Origin of the sequence: Solwaraspora sp. WMMA2059 (genome assembly GCF_027497315.1) — a bacterium.
Classification (GTDB): Bacteria; Actinomycetota; Actinomycetes; order Mycobacteriales; family Micromonosporaceae; genus Micromonospora_E.
The window spans coordinates 2,191,728-2,212,752 of record NZ_CP114908.1; the positions used below are offsets into that span (position 1 = coordinate 2,191,728).

General features: G+C 71.4%; 19 protein-coding genes and 2 pseudogenes. 15 read left to right on the plus strand and 6 right to left on the minus strand.

Annotated features, from left to right (window positions below):
• The first annotated feature begins 5 nt into the window (after positions 1-5).
• From O7553_RS10085 to O7553_RS10130, 10 genes are all read left to right on the plus strand, one after another.
• Positions 6-1,052, plus strand: coding sequence for a quinone-dependent dihydroorotate dehydrogenase (locus O7553_RS10085; protein WP_281555555.1), 1,047 nt, complete (start codon positions 6-8; stop codon positions 1,050-1,052).
• Positions 1,049-2,458, plus strand: a complete 1,410-nt coding sequence (gene bioA, locus O7553_RS10090; RefSeq protein ID WP_281554549.1) for an adenosylmethionine--8-amino-7-oxononanoate transaminase — start codon at positions 1,049-1,051, stop codon at positions 2,456-2,458. The genes O7553_RS10085 and bioA overlap by 4 nt, the downstream gene beginning before the upstream one ends.
• Positions 2,459-2,495: 37 nt before the next feature.
• The gene (pyrF, locus tag O7553_RS10095; protein WP_281554550.1) at positions 2,496-3,335 is read left to right on the plus strand and encodes an orotidine-5'-phosphate decarboxylase; all 840 of its coding nucleotides are present in this window, start codon (positions 2,496-2,498) and stop codon (positions 3,333-3,335) included.
• 174 nt (positions 3,336-3,509) lie between these two features.
• Positions 3,510-3,827, plus strand: a complete 318-nt coding sequence (mihF, locus tag O7553_RS10100; RefSeq protein WP_123601181.1) for an integration host factor, actinobacterial type — start codon at positions 3,510-3,512, stop codon at positions 3,825-3,827.
• Between the two features lie 32 nt (positions 3,828-3,859).
• Entirely contained in the window at positions 3,860-4,462 is a 603-nt protein-coding gene (gene gmk, locus O7553_RS10105; RefSeq protein ID WP_281555556.1) for a guanylate kinase, read from the plus strand.
• Positions 4,463-4,579: 117 nt separating this feature from the next.
• Complete coding sequence (rpoZ, locus tag O7553_RS10110) at positions 4,580-4,843, plus strand: DNA-directed RNA polymerase subunit omega (RefSeq protein ID WP_123601182.1); 264 nt, start codon at positions 4,580-4,582, stop codon at positions 4,841-4,843.
• The gene (gene coaBC, locus O7553_RS10115) at positions 4,840-6,066 is read left to right on the plus strand and encodes a bifunctional phosphopantothenoylcysteine decarboxylase/phosphopantothenate--cysteine ligase CoaBC (RefSeq protein ID WP_281555557.1); all 1,227 of its coding nucleotides are present in this window, start codon (positions 4,840-4,842) and stop codon (positions 6,064-6,066) included. Before rpoZ ends, coaBC begins: the two co-directional genes overlap by 4 nt.
• A 112-nt stretch (positions 6,067-6,178) precedes the next feature.
• Positions 6,179-7,375, plus strand: coding sequence for a methionine adenosyltransferase (metK, locus tag O7553_RS10120; protein ID WP_281554551.1), 1,197 nt, complete (start codon positions 6,179-6,181; stop codon positions 7,373-7,375).
• Between the two features lie 128 nt (positions 7,376-7,503).
• Positions 7,504-9,462 carry a primosomal protein N' gene (locus tag O7553_RS10125; RefSeq protein WP_281555558.1) on the plus strand — a complete coding sequence of 653 codons (1,959 nt, stop codon included), beginning with the start codon at positions 7,504-7,506 and terminating at the stop codon, positions 9,460-9,462.
• 481 nt (positions 9,463-9,943) lie between these two features.
• Positions 9,944-10,297, plus strand: coding sequence for a hypothetical protein (locus O7553_RS10130; protein ID WP_281554552.1), 354 nt, complete (start codon positions 9,944-9,946; stop codon positions 10,295-10,297).
• A 194-nt stretch (positions 10,298-10,491) separates the two neighbouring features.
• On the opposite strand, the pseudogene O7553_RS10135 reads toward O7553_RS10130, so the two are convergent.
• From O7553_RS10135 to O7553_RS10145, 3 genes and pseudogenes are all read right to left on the minus strand, one after another.
• A pseudogene (locus tag O7553_RS10135) lies at positions 10,492-11,037 on the minus strand (UDP binding domain-containing protein); the annotation flags it as partial.
• The gene (locus O7553_RS10140; RefSeq protein ID WP_281555559.1) at positions 10,977-11,243 is read right to left on the minus strand and encodes a hypothetical protein; all 267 of its coding nucleotides are present in this window, start codon (positions 11,241-11,243) and stop codon (positions 10,977-10,979) included. The gene O7553_RS10140 and the pseudogene O7553_RS10135, both read right to left, overlap by 61 nt.
• A gap of 49 nt (positions 11,244-11,292) precedes the next feature.
• Positions 11,293-11,412 (minus strand): annotated as a pseudogene (locus O7553_RS10145) (hypothetical protein); the annotation flags it as partial.
• 172 nt (positions 11,413-11,584) lie between these two features.
• Here O7553_RS10145 and def point away from each other — a divergent pair.
• From def to O7553_RS10160, 3 genes are all read left to right on the plus strand, one after another.
• Positions 11,585-12,175: a peptide deformylase gene (def, locus tag O7553_RS10150; protein ID WP_278168682.1), complete on the plus strand. Its 591-nt coding sequence runs from the start codon at positions 11,585-11,587 to the stop codon at positions 12,173-12,175.
• Positions 12,176-12,180: 5 nt separating this feature from the next.
• On the plus strand, positions 12,181-13,107 hold the full coding sequence (gene fmt / locus O7553_RS10155) for a methionyl-tRNA formyltransferase (protein ID WP_281554553.1): 927 nt from the start codon (positions 12,181-12,183) through the stop codon (positions 13,105-13,107).
• A 91-nt stretch (positions 13,108-13,198) separates the two neighbouring features.
• Complete coding sequence (locus O7553_RS10160) at positions 13,199-14,632, plus strand: transcription antitermination factor NusB (RefSeq protein WP_281554554.1); 1,434 nt, start codon at positions 13,199-13,201, stop codon at positions 14,630-14,632.
• Here O7553_RS10160 and O7553_RS10165 read toward each other — a convergent pair.
• From O7553_RS10165 to O7553_RS10175, 3 genes are all read right to left on the minus strand, one after another.
• Positions 14,623-15,420 carry a septum formation family protein gene (locus O7553_RS10165; protein ID WP_281554555.1) on the minus strand — a complete coding sequence of 266 codons (798 nt, stop codon included), beginning with the start codon at positions 15,418-15,420 and terminating at the stop codon, positions 14,623-14,625. The two genes, O7553_RS10160 and O7553_RS10165, sit on opposite strands and share 10 nt — an antisense overlap.
• A 270-nt stretch (positions 15,421-15,690) precedes the next feature.
• Positions 15,691-16,650 carry a hypothetical protein gene (locus O7553_RS10170; RefSeq protein ID WP_281554556.1) on the minus strand — a complete coding sequence of 320 codons (960 nt, stop codon included), beginning with the start codon at positions 16,648-16,650 and terminating at the stop codon, positions 15,691-15,693.
• Between the two features lie 261 nt (positions 16,651-16,911).
• Positions 16,912-17,934 (minus strand): LacI family DNA-binding transcriptional regulator, encoded by a 1,023-nt coding sequence (locus O7553_RS10175; protein ID WP_281554557.1) that lies wholly within the window; start codon positions 17,932-17,934, stop codon positions 16,912-16,914.
• Positions 17,935-18,080: 146 nt separating this feature from the next.
• Between O7553_RS10175 and O7553_RS10180 the strand changes: the two genes are divergently transcribed.
• Complete coding sequence (locus tag O7553_RS10180; protein ID WP_281554558.1) at positions 18,081-20,108, plus strand: beta-galactosidase; 2,028 nt, start codon at positions 18,081-18,083, stop codon at positions 20,106-20,108.
• Complete coding sequence (locus O7553_RS10185; RefSeq protein ID WP_281554559.1) at positions 20,105-21,019, plus strand: sugar ABC transporter permease; 915 nt, start codon at positions 20,105-20,107, stop codon at positions 21,017-21,019. The genes O7553_RS10180 and O7553_RS10185 overlap by 4 nt, the downstream gene beginning before the upstream one ends.
• Positions 21,020-21,025: the final 6 nt, after the last annotated feature.

Genomic DNA, 21,025 nt, shown 5'->3' on the forward strand with positions numbered 1-21,025 from the left:
ACGGGCTGGCCCGGTCGGCGTTGTTCCGGCTCGGCGGCGGTGACGCCGAGACCGCCCATGAGTGGACGCTGCGCCGGCTGGCCGCCCTGTCCCGCAGCCGGGTGGCGCTGGCCGCGTTGCGCACCCGGTACGCGGTGGCCGCGCCGCGTACCGTCTTCGGGGTCGACTTCCCCAACCCGGTCGGCCTGGCCGCCGGGATGGACAAGGACGGCTTGGCGCTGCCCGCCTGGCCGGCGTTGGGTTTCGGCTTCGTCGAGGTCGGTACGGTCACCGCGCGTCCCCAGCCGGGCAACCCCCGACCCCGGCTGTTTCGGTTGCCGACCAGCGAGGCGGTGATCAACCGGATGGGGTTCAACAACGCTGGCGCCGAGGCGCTCGCCGACCGGCTCGCAGTGCTCGGCCGGCTGGACGAGCGGGCCGGGTTCGGCCGCTCGCATCCGGCGCACGCCGACCGCCCGGTGCCGTTGGGCATCTCGCTCGGCAAGTCAAAGGTGGTGCCGATCGAGGAGGCGGTTGACGACTACCTGTCGGCGTACAAGGCTCTCAGCGGCTACGGCCAGTACTTCGTGATCAATGTCTCCTCGCCGAACACCCCGGGGCTACGGCAGCTGCAGGACCGCGGACATCTCGACACCCTGCTGGCGACCCTGGTGGGGGAGCGGCCGATCCTGATCAAGATCGCGCCGGACCTGTGCGAGCCGGCCATCGCCGAGTTGCTGGAGGTGTGCCTGGCCCGGGGCGCGGCCGGGGTGATCGCCACCAACACCACCCTGTCCCGCTCCGGCCTGGCCGGCGCCGACGCGGATCAGGCCGATCAGGCCGGCGGGCTGTCCGGCCGGCCGCTGACCGGCCGGGCCCGGGAGGTGGTCTCCTTCGTCCACCGGGAGACCGGTGGCGCGCTGCCGGTCATCGGGGTCGGCGGCATCCTCGACCCGGACGACGCGGCCCGGATGTTCGACGCCGGCGCCAGCCTGGTGCAGCTCTACACCGGCTTCATCTACCGTGGTCCGGGGCTGGTCCGGGCGATCGCCCGGCAGGCCCGGGGCCGATGAGCGCACCGCGTCCGGCGGGCCCGGGGCCGGTGAGCGCACAGCTGCCGGTGCCCGGCGACGGCCACCGCGCCGAGCGGTTACGGGAGCTGGACCGCCGGCACGTCTGGCATCCGTACGCCGCGCTGCCCCCGGCCATGGCGCCCCTGCTGGTCGACAGCGCCGCCGGAGTCCGGCTGCGGCTGGCCGACGGGCGGGAACTGGTCGACGGAATGTCGTCATGGTGGGCCGCCGTGCACGGCTACCAGCACCCGGTGCTGGACGCGGCCGTCACCGACCAGCTGGGTCGGATGGCGCACGTGATGTTCGGCGGGCTCACCCACGAGCCGGCGGTCCGCCTCGCACAGACCCTGGTGGAGATCACCCCGTCCGGCCTGGAGCACGTGTTCCTCTGCGACTCGGGCTCGGTGAGCGTCGAGGTCGCCATCAAAATGGGCCTGCAGTACCAGCTGGGTCGGGGTCGGCCCGGCCGGCGCAAGTTGGCCACCTGGCGCGGCGGCTACCACGGGGACACCTTCCACCCGATGAGCGTCTGCGACCCCGAGGGCGGGATGCACCATCTGTGGCGCGGAGTGCTGCCGGCGCAGGTGTTCGTGTCCGCCCCGCCGGGCGACTTCGCGGGGGCGCCGGACGAGCGGTACCTGGCCGAGCTGGTCGACGCGGTGGCCCGGTACGCGGACGAGATCGCCGCGGTGATCGTCGAGCCGGTGGTGCAGGGCACCGGCGGCATGCGGTTCCACCATCCGGCGTACCTGCGCGCCCTGCGCGAGGCGACCGCCGCGCACGACGTACTGCTGATCTTCGACGAGATCGCCACCGGGTTCGGCCGGACCGGCGCGTTCTTCGCAGCCGAGCACGCCGGGGTGACACCGGACGTGCTCTGCCTGGGCAAGGCGTTGACCGGTGGCTACCTCACACTGGCGGCCGCGCTGTGCACCCCGGAGGTGGCCGCCGGGATCTCCGCCAGCGGGGTCCTCGCCCACGGGCCGACCTTCATGGGCAATCCGTTGGCCTGCGCGGTCGCCAACGCCTCGATCGGACTGCTGCGCGCCGCCGCGCCGACGGCGGGGGCCGAGCCGGTTGCGGCCACCGGTCCGGCGCCGGCTGGGGTCGTCCCGGCCTGGCAGGTCGCCGTACGGCGGATCGAGGCCGGGCTGCGCGACGGCTTGGCCCCGGTCGCGACGCTGCCCGGCGTGCGCGACGTCCGGGTGCTCGGCGCGATCGGGGTGGTCCAGCTGGACCGGCCGGTCGACCTGGCAGCGGCGACTGCGGCGGCGGTGGACGCCGGGGTGTGGCTGCGGCCGTTCCGGGACCTGATCTACACCATGCCGCCCTATCCGGCGGACGACGATGACATCGCGCGGATCGCCCGCGCGATGGCGGCTGCGGCCGTCGCGGTACCGCGCTGAGGTCCGCCCGGCGGTACCGCCGAGGAAGGGAGAGCCGATGGAGACCTTTGGTCAGCGACTGCACCGGGCCGTCAGCGTCCGGGGCCCGCTGTGCGTGGGTGTCGACCCGCATCCGGAGCTGTTGACCCGGTGGGGGCTGCCGGACGACGTCGATGGGCTGGCCCGGTTCGCCGCGACGGCGGTCGACGCGCTTGGCGACGTGGCTGCGGTGGTGAAGCCTCAATCGGCCTTCTTCGAACGATTCGGGGCTGCGGGCATCGGCGTCCTAGAGTCAACTATCCGACAGTTTCGCGAGGCTGGGGCCCTCGTCCTGCTTGACGTGAAGCGCGGCGACATCGGTTCGACGGTCGCCGCGTACGCCGCCGCCTACCTCGATCCGGCGAGCCCGTTGGCGGTCGACGCGGTCACGGCCAACCCGTATCTGGGCGTCGGGGCGCTCGCTCCGATGTTCGATCTCGCCGGCCGGCACGGCGGCGGCGTCTTCGTGGTCGCGCTGACCTCGAATCCCGAGGGGCGGGCCGTGCAGCACGCCCGGCTGTCCGATGGACGCACCGTCGCTCAGACGGTGATCGATGAGATTTCGCAGCTCAACGTGGGTGCGGAGCCGATTGGCAGTTTCGGTCTGGTGGTCGGTGCGACCGTTGGTGACACCGGCCATGAACTGTCGCATGTCAATGGCCCAATGCTTGCCCCCGGGCTGGGTGCGCAAGGTGGACGGCCCGAGGACCTGCGGACAGTGTTCGGGCAAGCGCTTTCCGCAGTCCTTCCGTCGTACTCCCGTGAGGTGCTGAAATCCGGTCCGGACCCGTCGGCGTTGCGGGCCGCAGCCGAACAGACGCTTGTTAAGTGTCGGGAGGCTCTCGGGGTTCTGGTCTGAGTGAGTGACCGATCACCCCCGCGTGATCGTGGTGCGGCCACGTTGCCGAAAACGTCGCTGACCGCTAGTTTTCCCCGCGCTGGGAACCACATGCCCCTTTGGTTCCCGGCCACACCACGTTTCACAGAGCGGCGGTGCGATCCGCCCGTCGCGATAGGGACCTGAGGAGAACTGGTGCCGCTCCCGTCACTGACCCCCGAACAGCGCGCAGCCGCGCTGGAGAAGGCTGCGGAGATCCGTAAGGCCCGTGCTGAGTTGAAGGAGCAACTCAAGCAGGGCAAGACCACCCTCGCCGCCGTGCTCGACCGGGCGGAGTCCGACGACGTTGTCGGCAAGCTGAAGGTTTCCGCCGTGCTGCAGGCGATGCCGGGCATCGGCAAGATCCGGGCGACCCAGATCATGGAGAAGCTCAAGATCGCCGACAGCCGTCGCCTCCGTGGCCTCGGCGACCAGCAGCGCAAGGCCCTGCTCGGGGAGTTCGCCGCGAACTGATTCGCGGCAGGGTGTAGAAACAAGCAGTGACCATGTATGACGACGCGCGCCCGGCAGCTCGGCTCACGGTCCTCTCCGGCCCTTCCGGGGTCGGCAAGGACAGCGTGATCGAGCTGATCCGGGCGCGCTCGCCCTGGATCTGGCTGTCCGTCTCGGTGACCACCCGCCCGATGCGGGACTACGAGGTCGACGGCGTCCACTACTACTTCGTCGACCGGCCCGAGTTCGAGCGGATGGCTGCCACCGGGCAGCTGCTGGAGTGGGCCGAGTTCGCCGGCAACCTCTACGGCACTCCGCGCTCGGCGGTCGAGCAACGACTACGCGCCGGCGAGCCGGTGCTGCTGAAGATCGACCTGCAGGGTGCCCGGCAGGTGCGGGCGGCGATGCCCGAGGCCCAGCTGGTCTTCCTCGCGCCACCCAGCGTCGAGGAGCTGAAACGGCGCCTCGTCGGTCGGGGGACCGACGACGAGGAGACGATCCGTCGCCGGCTGGAGCACGCCGACGAGGAGCTGGCCGCCGAGCAGGAGTTCGACGTCACGGTGGTCAACGACGATGTGACGCGAGCCGCAATCGAGCTGGTAGGATTGCTCGGTTCGTCATTATTGACCGACGCCCAGTCGCACCGCCCGGTCTGACAGCCCGGTCTGACAGCCCGGTCTGACAGCCCGGTCTGGTCTGGCAGCACCGGTTCACGACGTTGGTTAGACGATGACACCCAGCGACAGAGCCCGACGACACAAAGGTTGCATCCCGTGGGATCCATTGCCAGCCCGGAAGGCATCACCAACCCGCCCATCGACGAGCTGCTGGAGAAGACCTCGTCGAAGTACGCCCTGGTGATCTTCGCCGCCAAGCGTGCCCGCCAGGTCAACGCGTACTACAGCCAGCTCGGTGAGGGCCTGCTGGAGTACGTCGGACCGCTGGTGGAGACCACGCCGCAGGAGAAGCCGCTCTCCATCGCCATGCGAGAGATCAACTCCAACCTGCTCACCGCCGAGCCCACCGACCAGCCCTGAGCGCCGGTACGCCGGCCCGCGTCCCGCCCCGGGTCGTTCTCGGCGTCGGTGGCGGGATCGCTGCGTACAAGGCGTGCGAGCTGCTCCGGCTGCTGACCGAGTCGGGCCACCAGGTCAAGGTGGTGCCGACTGCGGCGGCGTTGCGTTTCGTCGGTGCGCCGACCTGGTCGGCGCTGTCCGGGCAGCCGGTCGCCGATGATGTCTTCAGCGACGTCCATGACGTGCCGCACGTGCGGCTCGGCCAGCAGGCCGACCTGGTGCTGGTTGCCCCGGCCACAGCGGACCTGATCGCCCGGGCCGCGCACGGGCTCGCCGACGACCTGCTCACCAACACCCTGCTGACCGCCCGGTGTCCGGTGCTGTTCGCCCCGGCGATGCACACCGAGATGTGGGAGCATCCGGCCACCGCCGACAACGTGGCGCTGCTGCGCCGCCGCGGGGTGCTGGTCATTGACCCGGCGACCGGCCGGCTGACCGGGTCCGACACCGGCAAGGGCCGGCTGCCCGACCCCGGGGAGATCTTCGCCGTCGCCCGCCGGGTCCTGGCCCGCCCGCCCGGTGCTGTCGCCGACCTCACCGGCCGTCGGGTGGTGGTCACCGCCGGCGGCACCCGTGAACCGCTCGACCCGGTGCGGTTCCTCGGCAACCGGTCGTCCGGCAAGCAGGGGTACGCCTTCGCCCGTACCGCCGTCGCCCGTGGCGCGCAGGTGACGGTGATCGCCGCGAACGTGTCGCTGCCGGATCCGGCCGGTGTCCGGCTGATTCGGGTGGGCAGCACCGAGGAGCTGCGGGTCGCCACGCTCGCCGCAGCAGCCGAAGCCGACGTGGTCGTGATGGCCGCGGCGCCGGCCGACTTCCGGCCGGCGAGCTACGCACCCACGAAGATCAAGAAAGACGACGGCGGGCGACCGCCAGTGATCGAACTGGTCACCAACCCGGACATTGCCGCCGAACTCGGCGCGGCAAAGCGACCCGGACAGCTCCTCGTCGCGTTCGCCGCGGAAACCGGGGACCTGCTGACCAACGCCCGGGCGAAGCTGGCGCGCAAGAACGCGGACCTGATCGTCGCCAACCAGGTGGGTGTCGACCGGGTGTTCGGCGCGGATGTCAACTCGGCCACAGTGCTCGACGCCGACGGTCCGGTCGCGGTGCTCGACGAACGGGGCAAGGAGCAGCTCGCCGACGACATATGGGATCTGGTAGTGGCCCGACTGTCGCAGTGAGCTGCGCTACGTCGGTCGGCGAACCGCCGGATTCCTTGGTCGGCACGGCACCAGACCCCAACGTGGATGACTAGACTGCCGGGAACCATTGCTTTCGGATTCAAGGAGTACCGTGGCACGCCGTCTCTTCACCTCCGAGTCTGTCACGGAGGGCCACCCGGACAAGATCGCCGACCAGATCAGCGACGGGATCCTCGACGCGCTGCTGACCCAGGACCCCCGGTCCCGGGTCGCGGTCGAGACCCTGATCACCACCGGCCAGGTACACGTCGCGGGGGAGGTCACCACCCAGGCGTACGCGGACATCCCGGCCATCGTTCGCGAGACGATCCTGGGGATCGGCTATGACTCCTCCAAGAAAGGGTTCGACGGCGCGTCCTGCGGCGTGAGCGTGTCGATCGGCGCACAGTCGCCGGACATCGCCCAGGGCGTCGACACCGCCATCGAGCGCCGGGTCGGCGAGTCGGCCGACGACGCGCTCGACGCCCAGGGCGCCGGCGACCAGGGCATGATGTTCGGATTCGCCTGCTCGGAGACGCCGGAGCTGATGCCGCTGCCGATCGCGTTGGCGCACCGGCTGGCGAGACGGCTGTCGGCGACCCGCAAGGACGGCACCATCCCGTACCTGCGGCCGGACGGCAAGACCCAGGTCACCGTCGAGTACGACGGGCTGCGGCCGGCGCGGCTGGACACCGTGGTCGTCTCGAGCCAGCACGCCGCCGACATCTCGCTGGAGTCACTGCTCACCCCGGACGTGCGCGAGCACGTGATCGCCCCCGAGCTGGAGGGCCTCGGTTTGGACACCGATGGCTACCGGCTGCTGGTCAACCCGACCGGGCGCTTCGAGATCGGCGGACCGATGGGCGACGCCGGCCTGACCGGCCGGAAGATCATCGTGGACACCTACGGTGGGTACGCCCGGCACGGTGGCGGCGCGTTCTCCGGCAAGGACCCGTCTAAGGTGGACCGCTCGGCGGCGTACGCGATGCGCTGGGTCGCCAAGAACGTCGTGGCCGCCGGGCTGGCGGAGCGGTGCGAGGCGCAGGTCGCGTACGCGATCGGCAAGGCCCACCCGGTGAGCCTGTTCGTGGAGACGTTCGGCACCGAGAACGTGCCGGTGGACCGGATCGAACGGGCGATCGGCGAGGTGTTCGACCTGCGGCCGGCCGCGATCATCCGCGACCTGGACCTGCTGCGGCCGATCTACCGGCCGACCGCCGCCTACGGCCACTTTGGTCGGGAAACGCCGGAGTTCGCCTGGGAGCGCACCGACCGGGCTGCGGACCTGAAGGCCGCCGCCGGAGCCTGACCTGTCGCCGCTGGACGACCATCGGGGGTGGCGGGTCGCCGGCCAGTCCGGCAGCCGGGCAGGATGGCCCGGTGAGCACCCGCGCGGCATGCGACCGACAGCCGGCCGACCGGCTGCCGGTCGCGCGCATCTGCGTCGACGTGCCGCTGCCGCACCTGGACCGACCGTTCGACTACCTGGTCCCAGCGGAGCTCGACGACGGTGTGCAGCCGGGCACCCGGGTCCGGGTCCGCTTCGCCGGCCAACTGGTGGCCGGGTGGGTGCTGGACCGGGTGGCCGCCTCCGGCCACGACGGCAAGCTCGCCTTCCTCGACAAGCTGGTTTCGCCGGAACGGGTGCTCAGCGCCGAGATCGCGGCTCTGGCCCGCACCGTCGCCGACCGGTACGCCGGGCACCTGGCCGACGTGCTGCGGCTGGCCGTGCCGCCGAGACACGCCCGCGTCGAGCAGGAGCCCAGCGAACCGGAGCCCGGTCCCGCCACCGCGCCACTGGCCGCCGCGCCACCGGCCGCTGTGCCATCCGACGCTGCGCCGACCGACGCCGCCGGATGGGCGGCGTACCCGTCCGGACCCGCGTTTCTACGTGCCGTCGCCGACGGCCGGCCGGCCCGCGCCGTCTGGGCGCCGCTGCCCGGCGAGGACTGGCCGGCCCGGTACGCCGAGGCGATCGCCGCCACCGTACGGGCCGGTCGGGGCGCGATCGCGGTGTTGCCGGACGGACGTGACGTCGACCGGCTCGACGCGGCCCTGCGCCGGGTCCTCGGTGCCGGTCGGCACGTGGTGCTCACCGCGGCGCTCGGCCCGGCCCGGCGCTACCGGGCGTTCCTCGCGGCGAGACGCGGCCTGGTCAAGGTGGTCGTCGGCACCCGGGCCGCGATGTTCGCCCCGGTCGCCGATCTGGGCCTGGTCGCCATCTGGGACGACGGCGACGACGTGCACGCCGAACCGCGTGCGCCCTACCCGCACGCCCGCGAGGTACTGCTCACCCGGGCACAGCTGGGCGGGGTCGCGGCGCTGCTCGGCGGTTTCGCCCGCTCCGGCGAGGCGCAGCAGCTGGTAGAGACCGGCTGGGCCCGGGAAATCATCGCCGCCCGGGCGACCGTCCGGCGACGTGCCCCACGGGTCACTCCGGCCGGCGACGATGCCCAGTTGGCCCGCGACGCGGGTGCTGCCACCGCCCGGCTGCCCAGCCTGGCCTTCGCCACCGCCCGTACGGCGTTGCAGGCCGAGATGCCGGTGCTGGTGCAGGTGCCCCGGCGCGGCTACCTGCCGGCGGTGTCCTGCGCGGACTGCCGGACCCCGGCCCGCTGCCCGCACTGCTCCGGCCCGCTGGCCCTGCCGGCGGCGACCGCCACCGCACAGTGCCGCTGGTGCGGCCGGCCGGCCGCCGGCTACGCCTGCCCGCACTGCCACGGGCGTCGGTTGCGGGCGTCGGTGACCGGTGCCCGGCGTACCGCCGAAGAGCTGGGCCGGGCGTTCGCCGGCACCACGGTGCGGACCTCCGGCCGCGACGAGGTGCTCACCTCGGTGCCGGCCGAGCCGGCGGTGGTGGTCGCCACCCCGGGCGCCGAGCCGGTGGCCGCCGGTGGCTACGGCGCCGTACTGCTGCTGGACACCTGGGCGTTGCTGACCCGGGCCGACCTGCGGGCGGCGGAGGAGGCACTACGCCGCTGGCTGTCCGCCGCCGCGCTGGCCCGCCCGGCGGCCGACGGCGGCCAGGTGGTGGTGGTCGCCGACGGCGGGCTCGCCCCGGTGCAGGCACTGCTGCGCTGGGATCCCGGCTGGTTCGCCGCCCGCGAGTTGGCCGACCGGCGGGAGCTGGGTTTCCCGCCGGCGGCCCGGATGGCCAGCGTGACCGGCCCCGCCGAGGCGGTGGCCGAACTGCTGGCCGCGTTGCGGATGCCGGACAGCGCCGAACTGCTCGGTCCGGTGCCGGCGGCCGACGGCCAGGAACGGATGCTGATCCGGGTCCGCCGGTCGCAGGCGGCCGAACTGGCCCGGCAGCTGCGGGTGGCGGCCGGCACCCGCACCGCCCGCCGTGCCGGCCAGCCGGTACGCATCCAGATCGACCCGCTCGACCTGCTCTAGCTGGCTTTAGCCAGACGAGGGACGTGCACGGGAGTTCGTCTGGGTATGGGCTTGGCATCGGCGTAGGCTGCGCCGGGTGCCGAGGACGAGGCGATCATGGGGTTCGGACAGGGCGGCGGCGGATGCCTCCTACGCGGCGGCGTTCGACCGGTTGTTCGTTCAGGGTCGTGAAGCGGTCCTGTCTGGGACCCACTACCGGGACACGCCGCCGGTTGAGGGTGGCCGGTGGGGGACGTCGGTGGTGTTCGTTCCCGATACGGACAGCGTGTCGAGGCTGGCTGCGGTGACCGCCGAGGTGATGAGGTTGGCCGGTCCGGGTCACTGGCCGACCGGCGCCCCGGAGGCGGTGCATTTCACGGTCCGAGCCATTGAGACTCATCGCCGCGATGTTCCTGTGGGCGATCCGCTGGCGGGTCGGTGTGCGGCTGCACTGGGCCGGGCGGCTGCGGAGTGTCGGCCAGTCCGGTTCAGGCTGCGCGGGGTGACGCTCACGCCGTCCGGGGTGATGATGTGTGCGTTTCCCCTTGACGATGCTGCTGACGGGTTCGCTGATCGGCTCGGTGAGGAGTTGGGGTCCGACGGCTGGTTCGAGGACAGCTATCACCGTGACATCTGGTACGCCACGCTGGTGCACTTCACCGGTGAGGTCCGCGACCGGCAGGGGCTGGTGGACTGGGTCGACAGGCGGCGGGATCTGCATCTGGGCGAGGCCGCCGTCGACAGGGCGGAACTGCTGCGGTTTCGGCACAACGGCCGGCAGCCGGTACGGGTTGGGCTTGGACACGCGCGACTCGACGGGGTGTCTGTCGCGGCTTTCGTTTCAGACTGCCGGTAGCCGGTGGGGCGGCAGGTGCCGCCCCACCGGGGTTGGCGGCTATGTCCGATAGCCGAGGCTGAGGACGGTCCAATCGGCGGCCATCCAGCGGGGTACGGTGATGACTCCCCGGGTGTCGAGCAGGATCGGGGTGCGGATCGGTCGGCGATAGTCTGTGGGTCGAGCGCGCCGAACTCGGGCCAGCCGGTGGCCACAATGACCATGTGGGCGTCCTGAGCGGCGTCAGCGGCGGTCTGGGCATAGGCCAGGTCCGGAGCTGCTTGCCGGGCCTGGGGCATGGCCTGGGGGTCGTAGACGGTGACGGTCGCGCCTTGGTGGTGCAGGCGGGTGGCGACGTCGAGGGCGGGTGAGTCGCGTACGTCGTCGATGCCCGCTTTGAACGCGGCGCCCCAGACGGCGATGCGACGTCCTGTGAGTGTTCCTCCGACGGCTGAGCGGGCCAGGTTGATGGCACGGTGGCGCATGTGTTGGTTGATCGTGTCGACGCTGCGGAGCAGATTCACGGCCGGAGTGATGTCGGCGGCGGTGGCCTGTTGGGTGAAGGCGTGGAGGTCCTTGGGTAGGCAGCCGCCACCGAAGCCGAGTCCGGGTGTTAGGTATTGATGTCCGATGCGGGCATCGTGGCCGATTGCGTCGGCGAGGTCGCTGATGTTGGCACCTACAGCGGCGCTCATCTCGGCTACGGCGTTGATGAACGAGATGCGGGTGGCCAGATAGGCGTTCGCGGTGGCCTTGACCATCTCGGCGGCGCGCTGTCGGCACCGACGACGATGCGGTCCGGGGTGAGGGTGTCGGCCACTGCGGTGCCCTCGCGCAGGAACTCCGGATTCCAGGCGACTTCGATCTGCCCGGCGGCGGGGGCGAGGCTGCGGGCCAGGGTTTCGAGCTTTGCGGCGGTGCCGGGTGTGACGGTGGATTTGCCGACGATCAGGCGGCTGGTGTAGATGCGGTGCGAGTTCGTGGACTGCGCCGGTGAGCTGGGACAGGTCGTAGGTGCCGTCCGGGCCGGAGGGGGTGCCCACGGCGAGGAAGTGGACCTCGCCGTGGGTCGCGGCCTGTTTGAAGTCGGTGGTGAAGCGTAGCCACGGCCCTGACTTCGACCCAACCAACATCATCGATGTGAACGTTGACAGCGACGAAGTAGTACGGCCGGATCACCACGTCGTCAATACCGTCTTCCCGACTTCACGGTCACGGCCGCCCGAGTGACCACCGCGTCCGTCACCACGTCCGGCGTACGCCCGTAGACTGGAGGCACCGTTTGCCCACGACAAGGAGCCTGACCGCGTGACCGTCCAGCCCATCCGACTCTTCGGCGATCCGGTGCTGCGCACTGCGGCCGAGCCCGTGGTCGACTTCGACGCCGAGCTGCGCGGGCTCGTCGCCGATCTGACCGACAGCATGACCGATCAGAACGGCGCCGGCCTCGCCGCGCCGCAGCTCGGTGTCGGGCTGCGGGTATTCACGTTCCACGTCGACGACCTGCTGGGCCACCTGGTCAACCCGGTGCTGGACTTCCCCGACGAGGAGGAACAGGACGGCCCCGAAGGCTGCCTGTCCATCCCGGGGCTCTACTTCGACACCAAACGTCGACAGAACGTCGTCGCGAAGGGCTTCAACGAGTACGGAGATCCGATGCAGATCGTCGGCAGCGGTCTGCTGGCCCGCTGCGTCCAGCACGAGACGGACCACCTCGACGGGGTGCTGTTCCTGGACCGGCTCGACGCCGCCACCCGCAAGGAGGCGATGAAGGCCATCCGCGAAGCCGACTGGTACGACGCCGCCGCACCGCCGACGGTGAAGGTCAGTCCGCACCGCTCACCCGGTGGCCTGTTCCGGCCCGGTGCGGCGACCAGCCCGTTCGGTCTGGGCGGGTGACGGCGATGCGACTCGTCTTCGCCGGTACCCCGGCGGTCGCCATTCCCGCGCTGGACGCGATCGCCGCCAGCGGCCACGAACTCGTCGCGGTGGTCACCCGGCCGGACGCCCCCGCCGGGCGGGGGCGCCGGCTGGTCCGCTCCGCAGCCGGTGCCTGGGCTGACGAGCGGGGGATCGAGGTGCTGACCCCACAGCGCCCGCGGGAGCCGGAGTTCCTCAGCCGGCTGACCGAGCTGGCCCCGGACTGCGTACCGGTCGTCGCCTACGGTGCCCTGGTCCCGCCGACCGCGCTGGCCATCCCCACCCACGGCTGGATCAACCTGCACTTCTCCCTGCTGCCGGCCTGGCGCGGGGCGGCTCCGGTGCAGCACGCGGTGCTGCACGGCGACGAGGTGACCGGCGCGAGCGTGTTCCAGCTGGAGGAAGGGCTGGACACCGGCCCGGTGTTCGGCACGGTGACCGATCAGGTCGGCCAGACGGACACCGCCGGTGACCTGCTGCAGCGGCTGGCGTCCAGCGGCGCGCAGCTGCTGGTCGCGGTGCTCGACGGGATCGCCGCCGGCACCGCCCGTGCGGTGCCGCAGCCCGGTGACGGGGTGTCCCTGGCCCCGAAGCTGACCGTAGACGACGTCCGGGTGCGGTGGACCGATCCGGCGTTCGCGGTGGACCGGCGGGTGCGGGCCGGCACTCCGGCGCCGGGCGCTTGGACCACGTTCCGCGACGAACGGGTCAAACTCGGGCCGGTCCGGCCGGTGCCGGACGGCCCGGAGCTGAAGCCTGGGGAAGCGCTGGCCGAACGTAACCGCCTGCTGGTCGGTACGGCCACCGTGCCGGTCGCGCTCGGCGAGGTCCGGGCCGCCGGTAAGAAGGCCATGTCGGCGGCGGACTGGGCGCGCGGCGCCCGCATCACCACCGGCGAGTTCTTCGGGTGAGCGCGAGGAGTGAGCGAGCGCAGCGAGTGAGCCCCGCAGTCGTGAACGGAGGGCGGTCATGGTGAGCGCGAGGAGTGAGCGAGCGCAGCGAGTGAGCCCCGCAGTCGCGAACGGCAGGGGCGACCGCGACCAGCGTGGCCGTCGGCGGCGGGCGGATCCGGCGCGGGACGCGGCGTACGAGGCGGTCGCGGCGGTGTACCGCGACGACGCCTACGCCAATCTGGTGTTGCCGACGATCCTGCGGGACCGGGAGTTGCGGGGCCGCGACGCCGCCTTCGCTACCGAGTTGACCTACGGCACGCTGCGGATGGTCGGCACCCTCGATCTGATCATTGCCCGGGCGGCCGGCCGGGAGGTGGACCGGATCGATCCACCGGCCCGTGACGCGCTGCGGCTGGGCTCGTATCAGCTGCTGCGTACCCGGGTTCCGGCGCACGCCGCAGTGTCGGCCACGGTGGATCTGGTGCATGACGTGGCGCCGGGGGCGGTCGGGTTCGCCAACGCCGTACTCCGGGAGATCGCCACCCGGGACCTGGACGACTGGCTCGCGGAGCTGGCACCGGACGAGCAGGCCGACCCGGTAGGTCACCTGGCGGTGACCTACCACCATCCGCCGTGGATCGTCCGGGCGTTCGCGGAGGCGCTCGGTGAGGAGCCAGGCGACGGCCTGGCGGAGACGACCCGGCTGCTGATCGAGGACAACGAGCCGCCACCGGTGCACCTGTGCGCCCGACCGGGCCGGGTCGACGCGGTCGAGCTGGCGGACGCCACCGGCGGGGCACCGGGCGCGTTCTCGCCGTACACCGTCTATCTGCCGGGCGGCGCGCCGGGCGAGGTGTCGGCGGTCCGCCAGGGCCGGGCGCACGTGCAGGACGAAGGCTCGCAGCTGGTGGCGGCGGCGTTGGCCGCAGCCGAGGTGTCCGGTTCGGACCGGCGGTGGCTGGACCTGTGCGCCGGTCCGGGTGGCAAGGCGGCGCTGCTCGGCGCGTTGGCGGCCGGTCGCGGCGCCGAGGTGACCGCGGTGGAGGTCGCCGAGCACCGGGCCCGGCTGGTGGAGCAGGCGGTACGCGGGCTGCCGGTCACGGTGCACGTCGCCGACGGTCGTCAGGTGGGTGCCGGGACGGAGCTGCCCGAGGCGGCGTTCGACCGGGTGCTGGTGGACGCGCCGTGCACCGGGCTCGGCTCGCTGCGCCGCCGTCCCGAGTCGCGCTGGCGGCGCCAGCCGTCGGACCTGCCACCGTTGACCCGGTTGCAGCGGGAGTTGCTCGCCGCCGGGCTGCGGGCGGTCCGGCCGGGCGGCGTGGTGGCCTACGTGACGTGCTCGCCACACCGGGTGGAGACGCATGTGTCGGTGACCGAGGCGGCCCGTAGGTCCGGCGTACCGGTGGATTTCGTTGACGCCCGGCCGTTGCTGCCGGCGGGTATGCCGGGGCTCGGCGCCGGGCCGTCGGTGCAGCTGTGGCCGCACCGACACGGCACCGACGCGATGTTCGTGGCGTTGCTGCGCCGGGTCGGTCAGCCCTGACGGACCGGCAGGGCGGCGGTGCCGCCGTCGCGTACCGAGCGGGTCAGCGGTGGTTGGTCGCGCCAGAGCAGGCAGCGTACGGCGAGGTTGCCGTCGTCCCACTCGTCCTTGAACGGGTAGTCGTAGATGGTGCCGAAGCGGTGTCGCAGGTCGTCGTCGACGGGTAGGCCGACGTAGTCGGCGACGACCCGGCGGCACCGTTCGTGTACCTGGTCGGCGTTCGCGGCGAAGTCGTCGTAGGGCAGGTCGGCTTCCAGGTACAGCCCGGCGAATTCGCTCTGGTGTGGTTCGGTGCAGGCCACCGGTGCGAGAACTCCGACGTCGCCGGCGGCGTTGGCGCTCGGGTTGAAGCAGCCCCAGCGCAGCGGGCTCGGCTGGTCGAGGGCGCCGGTGAGGCTGCCGGTGCGGGGGACAAAGGTGCGGTCCTGCATGCTGACCACCTCGCCGACGTCGCACCGGTACCAGCGGGCGCCGCCGTCCCAGGCCGTCGTGGACGGGACGACGACTTCGAGCCGGAGCCGGCCGGCCTGCCAGTCGTCGCCGAGGAACTTGCGGACCCGCTGGTCGCAGTCGGCGCGGGCGGCCCGCCGGCTGGACGAGCCGGGGGCGGGGGAGTGGTCCGGTACGCCGTACACCCCGGTGAAGATCCCGACGAAGACCGTCTCTACCTCGTGGGACTGTCCGCAGTCGACGGGTCGGTACTCGGCGCCCTGGCCGACGGTACCGGCGGCGACCGGATGGCACTCGCCGGCCCGTGGGACGAACACTTTCGGTGTGCCGATCCCCACCCAGTCGTTGGTCAGGTCGCCATCTCCGATGTTGGACCGGACAGCGGGCGCGCATCCCGCCGCTGTCGTCAGAACCGCGACCGTCAGAACCAGCCGTACCCACCACCGCATGTCGTACGCCCTCCCCGTGGTTGGAAGATCGTAGACAGCCAAGTGTACTTCACGTAGTCAAATGACTCTCCACAGTAACCGTGACCTGCCGATTCGACGGACAGCGGCCCGATGCTCCGCAAGGGAGCATCGGGCCGCAGCCGGACAACTGGTGGCGGATCAGGCGGGTTGGATGAACGTGATGCTCTGCGGACCGTTCATGCGAATTGGTTCGCCAGTGGCACTGCTGAAGTCGGTGCCACCGTGCCAGCGGTGCTCACTACTGCAGACACAGCGGATCTTCACCTGCTGTCGCGGCAGTACCATGAGCGACGCGCCGGTCGCCTCGTCGGCCAGCTCGACGATCCCCACCGGGTCTTTCGTGCTGACGTTGAGCAGAACCAGCTGGCCCGGACCCTGCGGCGGGTCGGCGATCTCGATGCTCACCGAGGTCCCGGCCTCCAACTGGTACGCGTACGGCGGGGCGTTGACGTCCGCCGCCACCAGGTCGGCGCGCAGCCGGTTGCCGACGTGCCCGCTCCACTGGTACGGGTAGCCGTCCGCTTTGAACAGCAGCGGCCACTCGTACGGCCCCAGCCAGTCGACGACGAACGAGCCCTTGTCGTCGACCGGTGCGTAGCGCGGATCCCGCGAACCGTCGGCGACCGGCGCGACGAGCCCGACCGTACCGTTCGTCAGGGTCTCGTCGTCGGCACCCTGCACGGTGCCGACGATCACTGAGCGCGCGTCCAGTCGGATCGTCGGCCCGGACCGCACCTCGTCGGCGGAGAAGGTGAACCACCGCGCATTCTTCTGGGTGCCGGTGCCGCCGTCCTGGCTGACCCACTGGGCACCGTACCGGCTACCCGAGTCGGGCAACGCGAACAGATTGTAGGAACCCGGCCCGGGAACCGAGACATTCACCCGGCCCCGGGAGTCGCTCCGGGTCGGGCAGACGTCGGTAAAGCTGAACGTGAATACCGGAACGGCGAATACGCAGATGTCGGCCACCGGCTCGCCGGTGATCGCGTCCACTACGTCGGTGCGGATACCCGGCCCGTCGAAAGCCGTCGTCGCGTACGCCTGCGGTGCGATCGTGGCACCGCCCAGGAGGGCCGCAGCGACCACCGAACCGAGCACGATCCTCCGTTTCCGGTTGCCGACCGAGCGTGGTTCGACGGCGCGGTGGGCCCCGCCTTTGCCGCCTGTGGAAAATCGAATGATTCTCAACGAGGTTGCCCCTTTCGCATTTGCACTGCACTGCTAGGTGCCAGATGAGTTTGTAGCACGGATCATCGTCAATTCCCGGTTGCGGATGCCGGTGCGGCGAGCGTTTCGCTGTCGATCGGCGCCCGCGATGCTTGGAAACGCGCAACCGGGTTCGGTTCCGGGTGATCCCGCTCAGGCGGACTCGCGCCATACGACGGGGGTCGGCAGCAGCGCCCCGCCGGCTGCGATGTGGTCGCCGTTGATCTGGCGCAGCACCAGGTCGGCGGCGCGGGCCCCGATCTCCTTCGCTGGCTGGTGCACGGTGGACAGCGGTGGGTTGGTGCGGAGCGCCCAGGCGCTGTCGTCGAATCCGACCACGCCGACATCGGCCGGTACGGTCCGGCCGGCCTCGCGCAGGGTCTGGATCGCTCCGGCGGCGACCACGTCCGAGGCTGCGAAGACGCCGTCGAGGTCGGGTGTCCGCTCCAGCAGGGTCTGCATGCCGCTGACGCCGCACGAGTAGTCGTAGAGGGGGACTTCGGCGACCAGCCGGGGGTCGAACCGGTCGCCGAGTGCCTGGCGGAAGCCGGTGAGCCGGTCGGCACCGGAGTCGCGGTTCAGCGCGGCGGCGATCATGCCGATCCGCCGCCGGCCGGTGGCGACCAGCCGGGTGGTGATCTCCCGTGCCGAGCCGACGTTGTCGACCCCGACGTACGGGATCTCCTGCGCCAGGTCGGGCGGGTGCCCGACGAAGGCGGCCGGCAACTTCAGGTCGGTGACGACCCGGGTGATCGGGTCGTGTACGCGGGCCGAGACGATCACCGCGCCGTCGACGAAGCCGCCACTGAGGTAGCGGGCGATCCGTTCAGTGTCCCGGTCGGAGTCGACCACCAGGTTGACCATCTGGTACTCGCCGGCGGAGAGCACCGCGTTGGCGCCCAGCATGATCGCCCCGATGTTCGGGTCCTCCAGAAACAGCGAGTGCGGTTCGAGCACGATGAAGCCGACCGCCTGGGAACGTTGGGTGACCAGGTTGCGGGCGGCGGTGTTCGGTACGTAGCCGACCTCGGCGATGGCGGCGAGGATCGCGGCGCGGGCAACGGGGGAGACGTAGCCACCGTTGAGGACCCGGCTGACGGTGCCCCGGGACACGCCGGCGGCGGCGGCGACGTCGTGCACGGTGGCCCGCTTCGTCATCGGTCTCGGCCGGTTCACGCCGATCACTGTAGCGGCCGGCCCTTGACCTGCGGCGGAACGCGGCTCTAACGTCTGCACGTTCACACATTCGTTTGCCGACTGTACACACGACGAAATGTGTGCACGTGCACACACATGCCCGTATCTGCAGCGAGGACATCTCGATGACACTGCCCCGTGACCGGTCGGCCGCATCACTGCTGCCGTCGATCCGCGGCATCGCGCTGGGCTGTGACTACAACCCGGAGCAGTGGCCGTCGGCGGTGTGGCGCGAGGACGTCGCGCTGATGCGACAGGCCGGCGTCGACCTGGTGGCGATCAACATCTTCGGTTGGTCGAGCATCGAGCCCCGGCCGGGCGAGTACGACTTCGCCGCCCTCGACGAGGTGATCGGCCTGCTGCACGACGCCGGCATCCGGCTCAACCTCGGCACCGGCACCGCCTCCCCGCCGCCCTGGCTGACCACCCGCCACCCCGAGGTGCTGCCGCGGGCCGCCGACGGCACCACCCGCTTCCCCGGCGGGCGACAGGCGTGGTGCCCCAGCTCGCCGGTGTACCGCGGGCACGCCCTGGCGCTGGCCGAGCAGGTCGCCCGACGCTACGGCGGGCACCCCGCCCTGGCGCTGTGGCACGTGTCCAACGAACTCGGCTGCCACAACGCGTTGTGCTACGACGAGCCCAGCGCGGTCGCGTTCCGGCACTGGCTGCGGCAGCGCTACGGCAGCCTCGACGCACTTAACGACGCCTGGGGCACGGCCTTTTGGAGTCAGCGCTACGGCGACTGGGACGAGGTGGATCCACCCCGGGCGAACCTGTCGGTGGCCAACCCGGCACAGCTACTGGACTTCCACCGGTTCAGCTCCGCGCAGTTGCTGGAGCACTACCGCGCCGAGGCGGCGGTACTGCGCCGGTACAGCGCCGCGCCGATCACCACGAATCTCATGGTAACCGCCCATATCAGGAATCTAGACTACTGGTCCTGGGCTCCTGACCTGGACATCGTAGCCAACGACCACTATCTGGACCACCGGCTCGGCGACCCGGTCGCGGAACTATCCTTCGCCGCCGACCTCACCCGTGGGCTGGCCGGGGGAGCGCCGTGGATGCTGATGGAGCAGGCGACCGGCGCGGTCAACTGGCAGCCCTGGAACCTCGCCAAGGAGCCGGGCCAGATGATCCGCAACTCGCTCACCCACGTCGCCCGGGGCGCCGACTCGATCTGCTTCTTCCAGTGGCGTGCCTCCGCCGCGGGCGCCGAGAAGTACCACTCGGCGATGCTGCCGCACGCCGGCACCGACACCACCACCTGGCGGGAGGTGCTGCGACTGTCGGAGGTGCTCGACCGGGTCGGCGAGGTCGCCGGCACCCGGGTGCACTCCGACGTGGCCCTGCTGTTCAGCTGGGAGTCCTGGTGGTCCGCCGACGGTACGGCCCGCCCGTCGACCGAGATTCGCTACCTCGACCAGGTGCACGCCGCGTACACCGGGCTGCGGGAGCTCGGCGTTACCTGCGACGTCGCCGCGCCGGACGCCGACCTCGCCGGGTACCGGCTGGTCGTCGTGCCGTGTCTGCACCTGGTGACCGACGAGCAGGCCACCGCGCTCGCCCGGTACGTCGACGCTGGCGGCCACCTGCTGGTGACCTTCTACAGCGGCATCGTCGACGAACACGACCGGATCCGCCTCGGCGGCTACCCCGGTGCCTTCCGGGATCTGCTCGGTGTGGTCGGCGAGGAGTTCGTCCCGCTGCTGCCCGGGGTCGACGTCACTTTGGACAACGGCGCCCGCGCCCGGTGGTGGACCGAGCGGCTGCGGACCACCACCGCCACGACCGTCGCCTGCTACGCCGACGGCCCGCTGCCCGGCACCCCGGCGGTCACCCGCAACGACTACGGCGCCGGCATCGCCTGGTACCTGGCGACCGCGCTGGCCCCCGACGGGCTGCGTGACGTGCTGCGTGCCGCCGTCGACGGGGCCGGGGTGGTCCCGCATGGTCCGGAGAACGACGGCTCGGTCGAGGTGGTCCGGCGCGTCGGCGGCAACCGCAGCTACCTGTTCGTCGTCAACCACGGCCGTCGGGAGATCCGCCACGCCGCCAGTGGCTACGAACTCGTCACCGGCACCCCGGTCGACGGGCGGTTGCGAGTCGGCCCCGGCGAGGTCCGGGTGGTCAGAGAGGAGTCGGCCCGGTGAGCAGATCCCGTCCGGTGCGGGCGACGGCGACCGGCCGTCGCCGGGCACCCGTGCCGCACAAGAGCGCCATCGCGATCTTCGTGGTGCCGTTCGGGACGCTCTTCGCGCTCTTCTACGCCGTCCCCATCGGCTACGCCATGGTCCAGTCGCTGTACGTCGTGGAACGCACCGGCACCTTCGGCCCGGCCCGGGAGGTCTTCGGCGGGCTCGCCCAGTACCAGCGGGTGTTCGCCGACGGCTCGTTCTGGTCGTCGATCGGCCGGGTGCTGCTGTTCGGCGTGGTCCAGGTGCCGGTGATGCTCGGCGTCGCTCTGCTGCTGGCCCTGCTGCTCGACTCCGGTCTGGTCCGCGGTCGACGCTTCTTCCGGCTCGCCTTCTTCGTGCCGTATGCGGTACCCGGCGTCGTCGCGGCGATCATGTGGGGCTTCCTGTACTCGCCCAACCTGTCGCCGTTCGCCGCGGTGACCGGTCGGGTGGACCTGCTCGGCGCGGACCTGGTGCTGTGGTCCATCGCCAACGTCGTCACCTGGGTCTACGTCGGCTACAACATGTTGATCATCTACTCGTCGCTGCTGGCGATCCCGCCGGAGATCTACGAGGCGGCCCGGCTCGACGGCGCCGGTCCGGCCCGGATCGCCTGGTCGATCAAGATCCCGATGGTGCTGCCGGCGATCGTGCTGACCACCGTCTTCTCCATCATCGGCACCCTGCAGCTGCTGGCCGAACCGCAGGTGTTCCGAACCTTCAGCTCAGCGGTGTCCAGCACCTACACCCCGAACCTGACCGTCTACTCCACCTCCTCCATCCCCAACTTCAACCTGGCCGCGGCCTTCTCGGTGGTGCTCGCCTTGGCGACCTTCGCGCTGTCGTTCACGTTCCTGAAATTCACCCAGCGCCGGGACGCGCGATGAGCGCCC

Coding starts and splice junctions, on each gene's coding strand:
- bioA (WP_281554549.1), top strand. CDS start 1,049: ATGAGCGCACCGCGTCCGGCGGGCCCGGGGCCGGTGAGCGCACAGCTG.
- pyrF (WP_281554550.1), top strand. CDS start 2,496: ATGGAGACCTTTGGTCAGCGACTGCACCGGGCCGTCAGCGTCCGGGGC.
- gmk (WP_281555556.1), top strand. CDS start 3,860: ATGTATGACGACGCGCGCCCGGCAGCTCGGCTCACGGTCCTCTCCGGC.
- fmt (WP_281554553.1), top strand. CDS start 12,181: ATGCGACTCGTCTTCGCCGGTACCCCGGCGGTCGCCATTCCCGCGCTG.
- O7553_RS10180 (WP_281554558.1), top strand. CDS start 18,081: ATGACACTGCCCCGTGACCGGTCGGCCGCATCACTGCTGCCGTCGATC.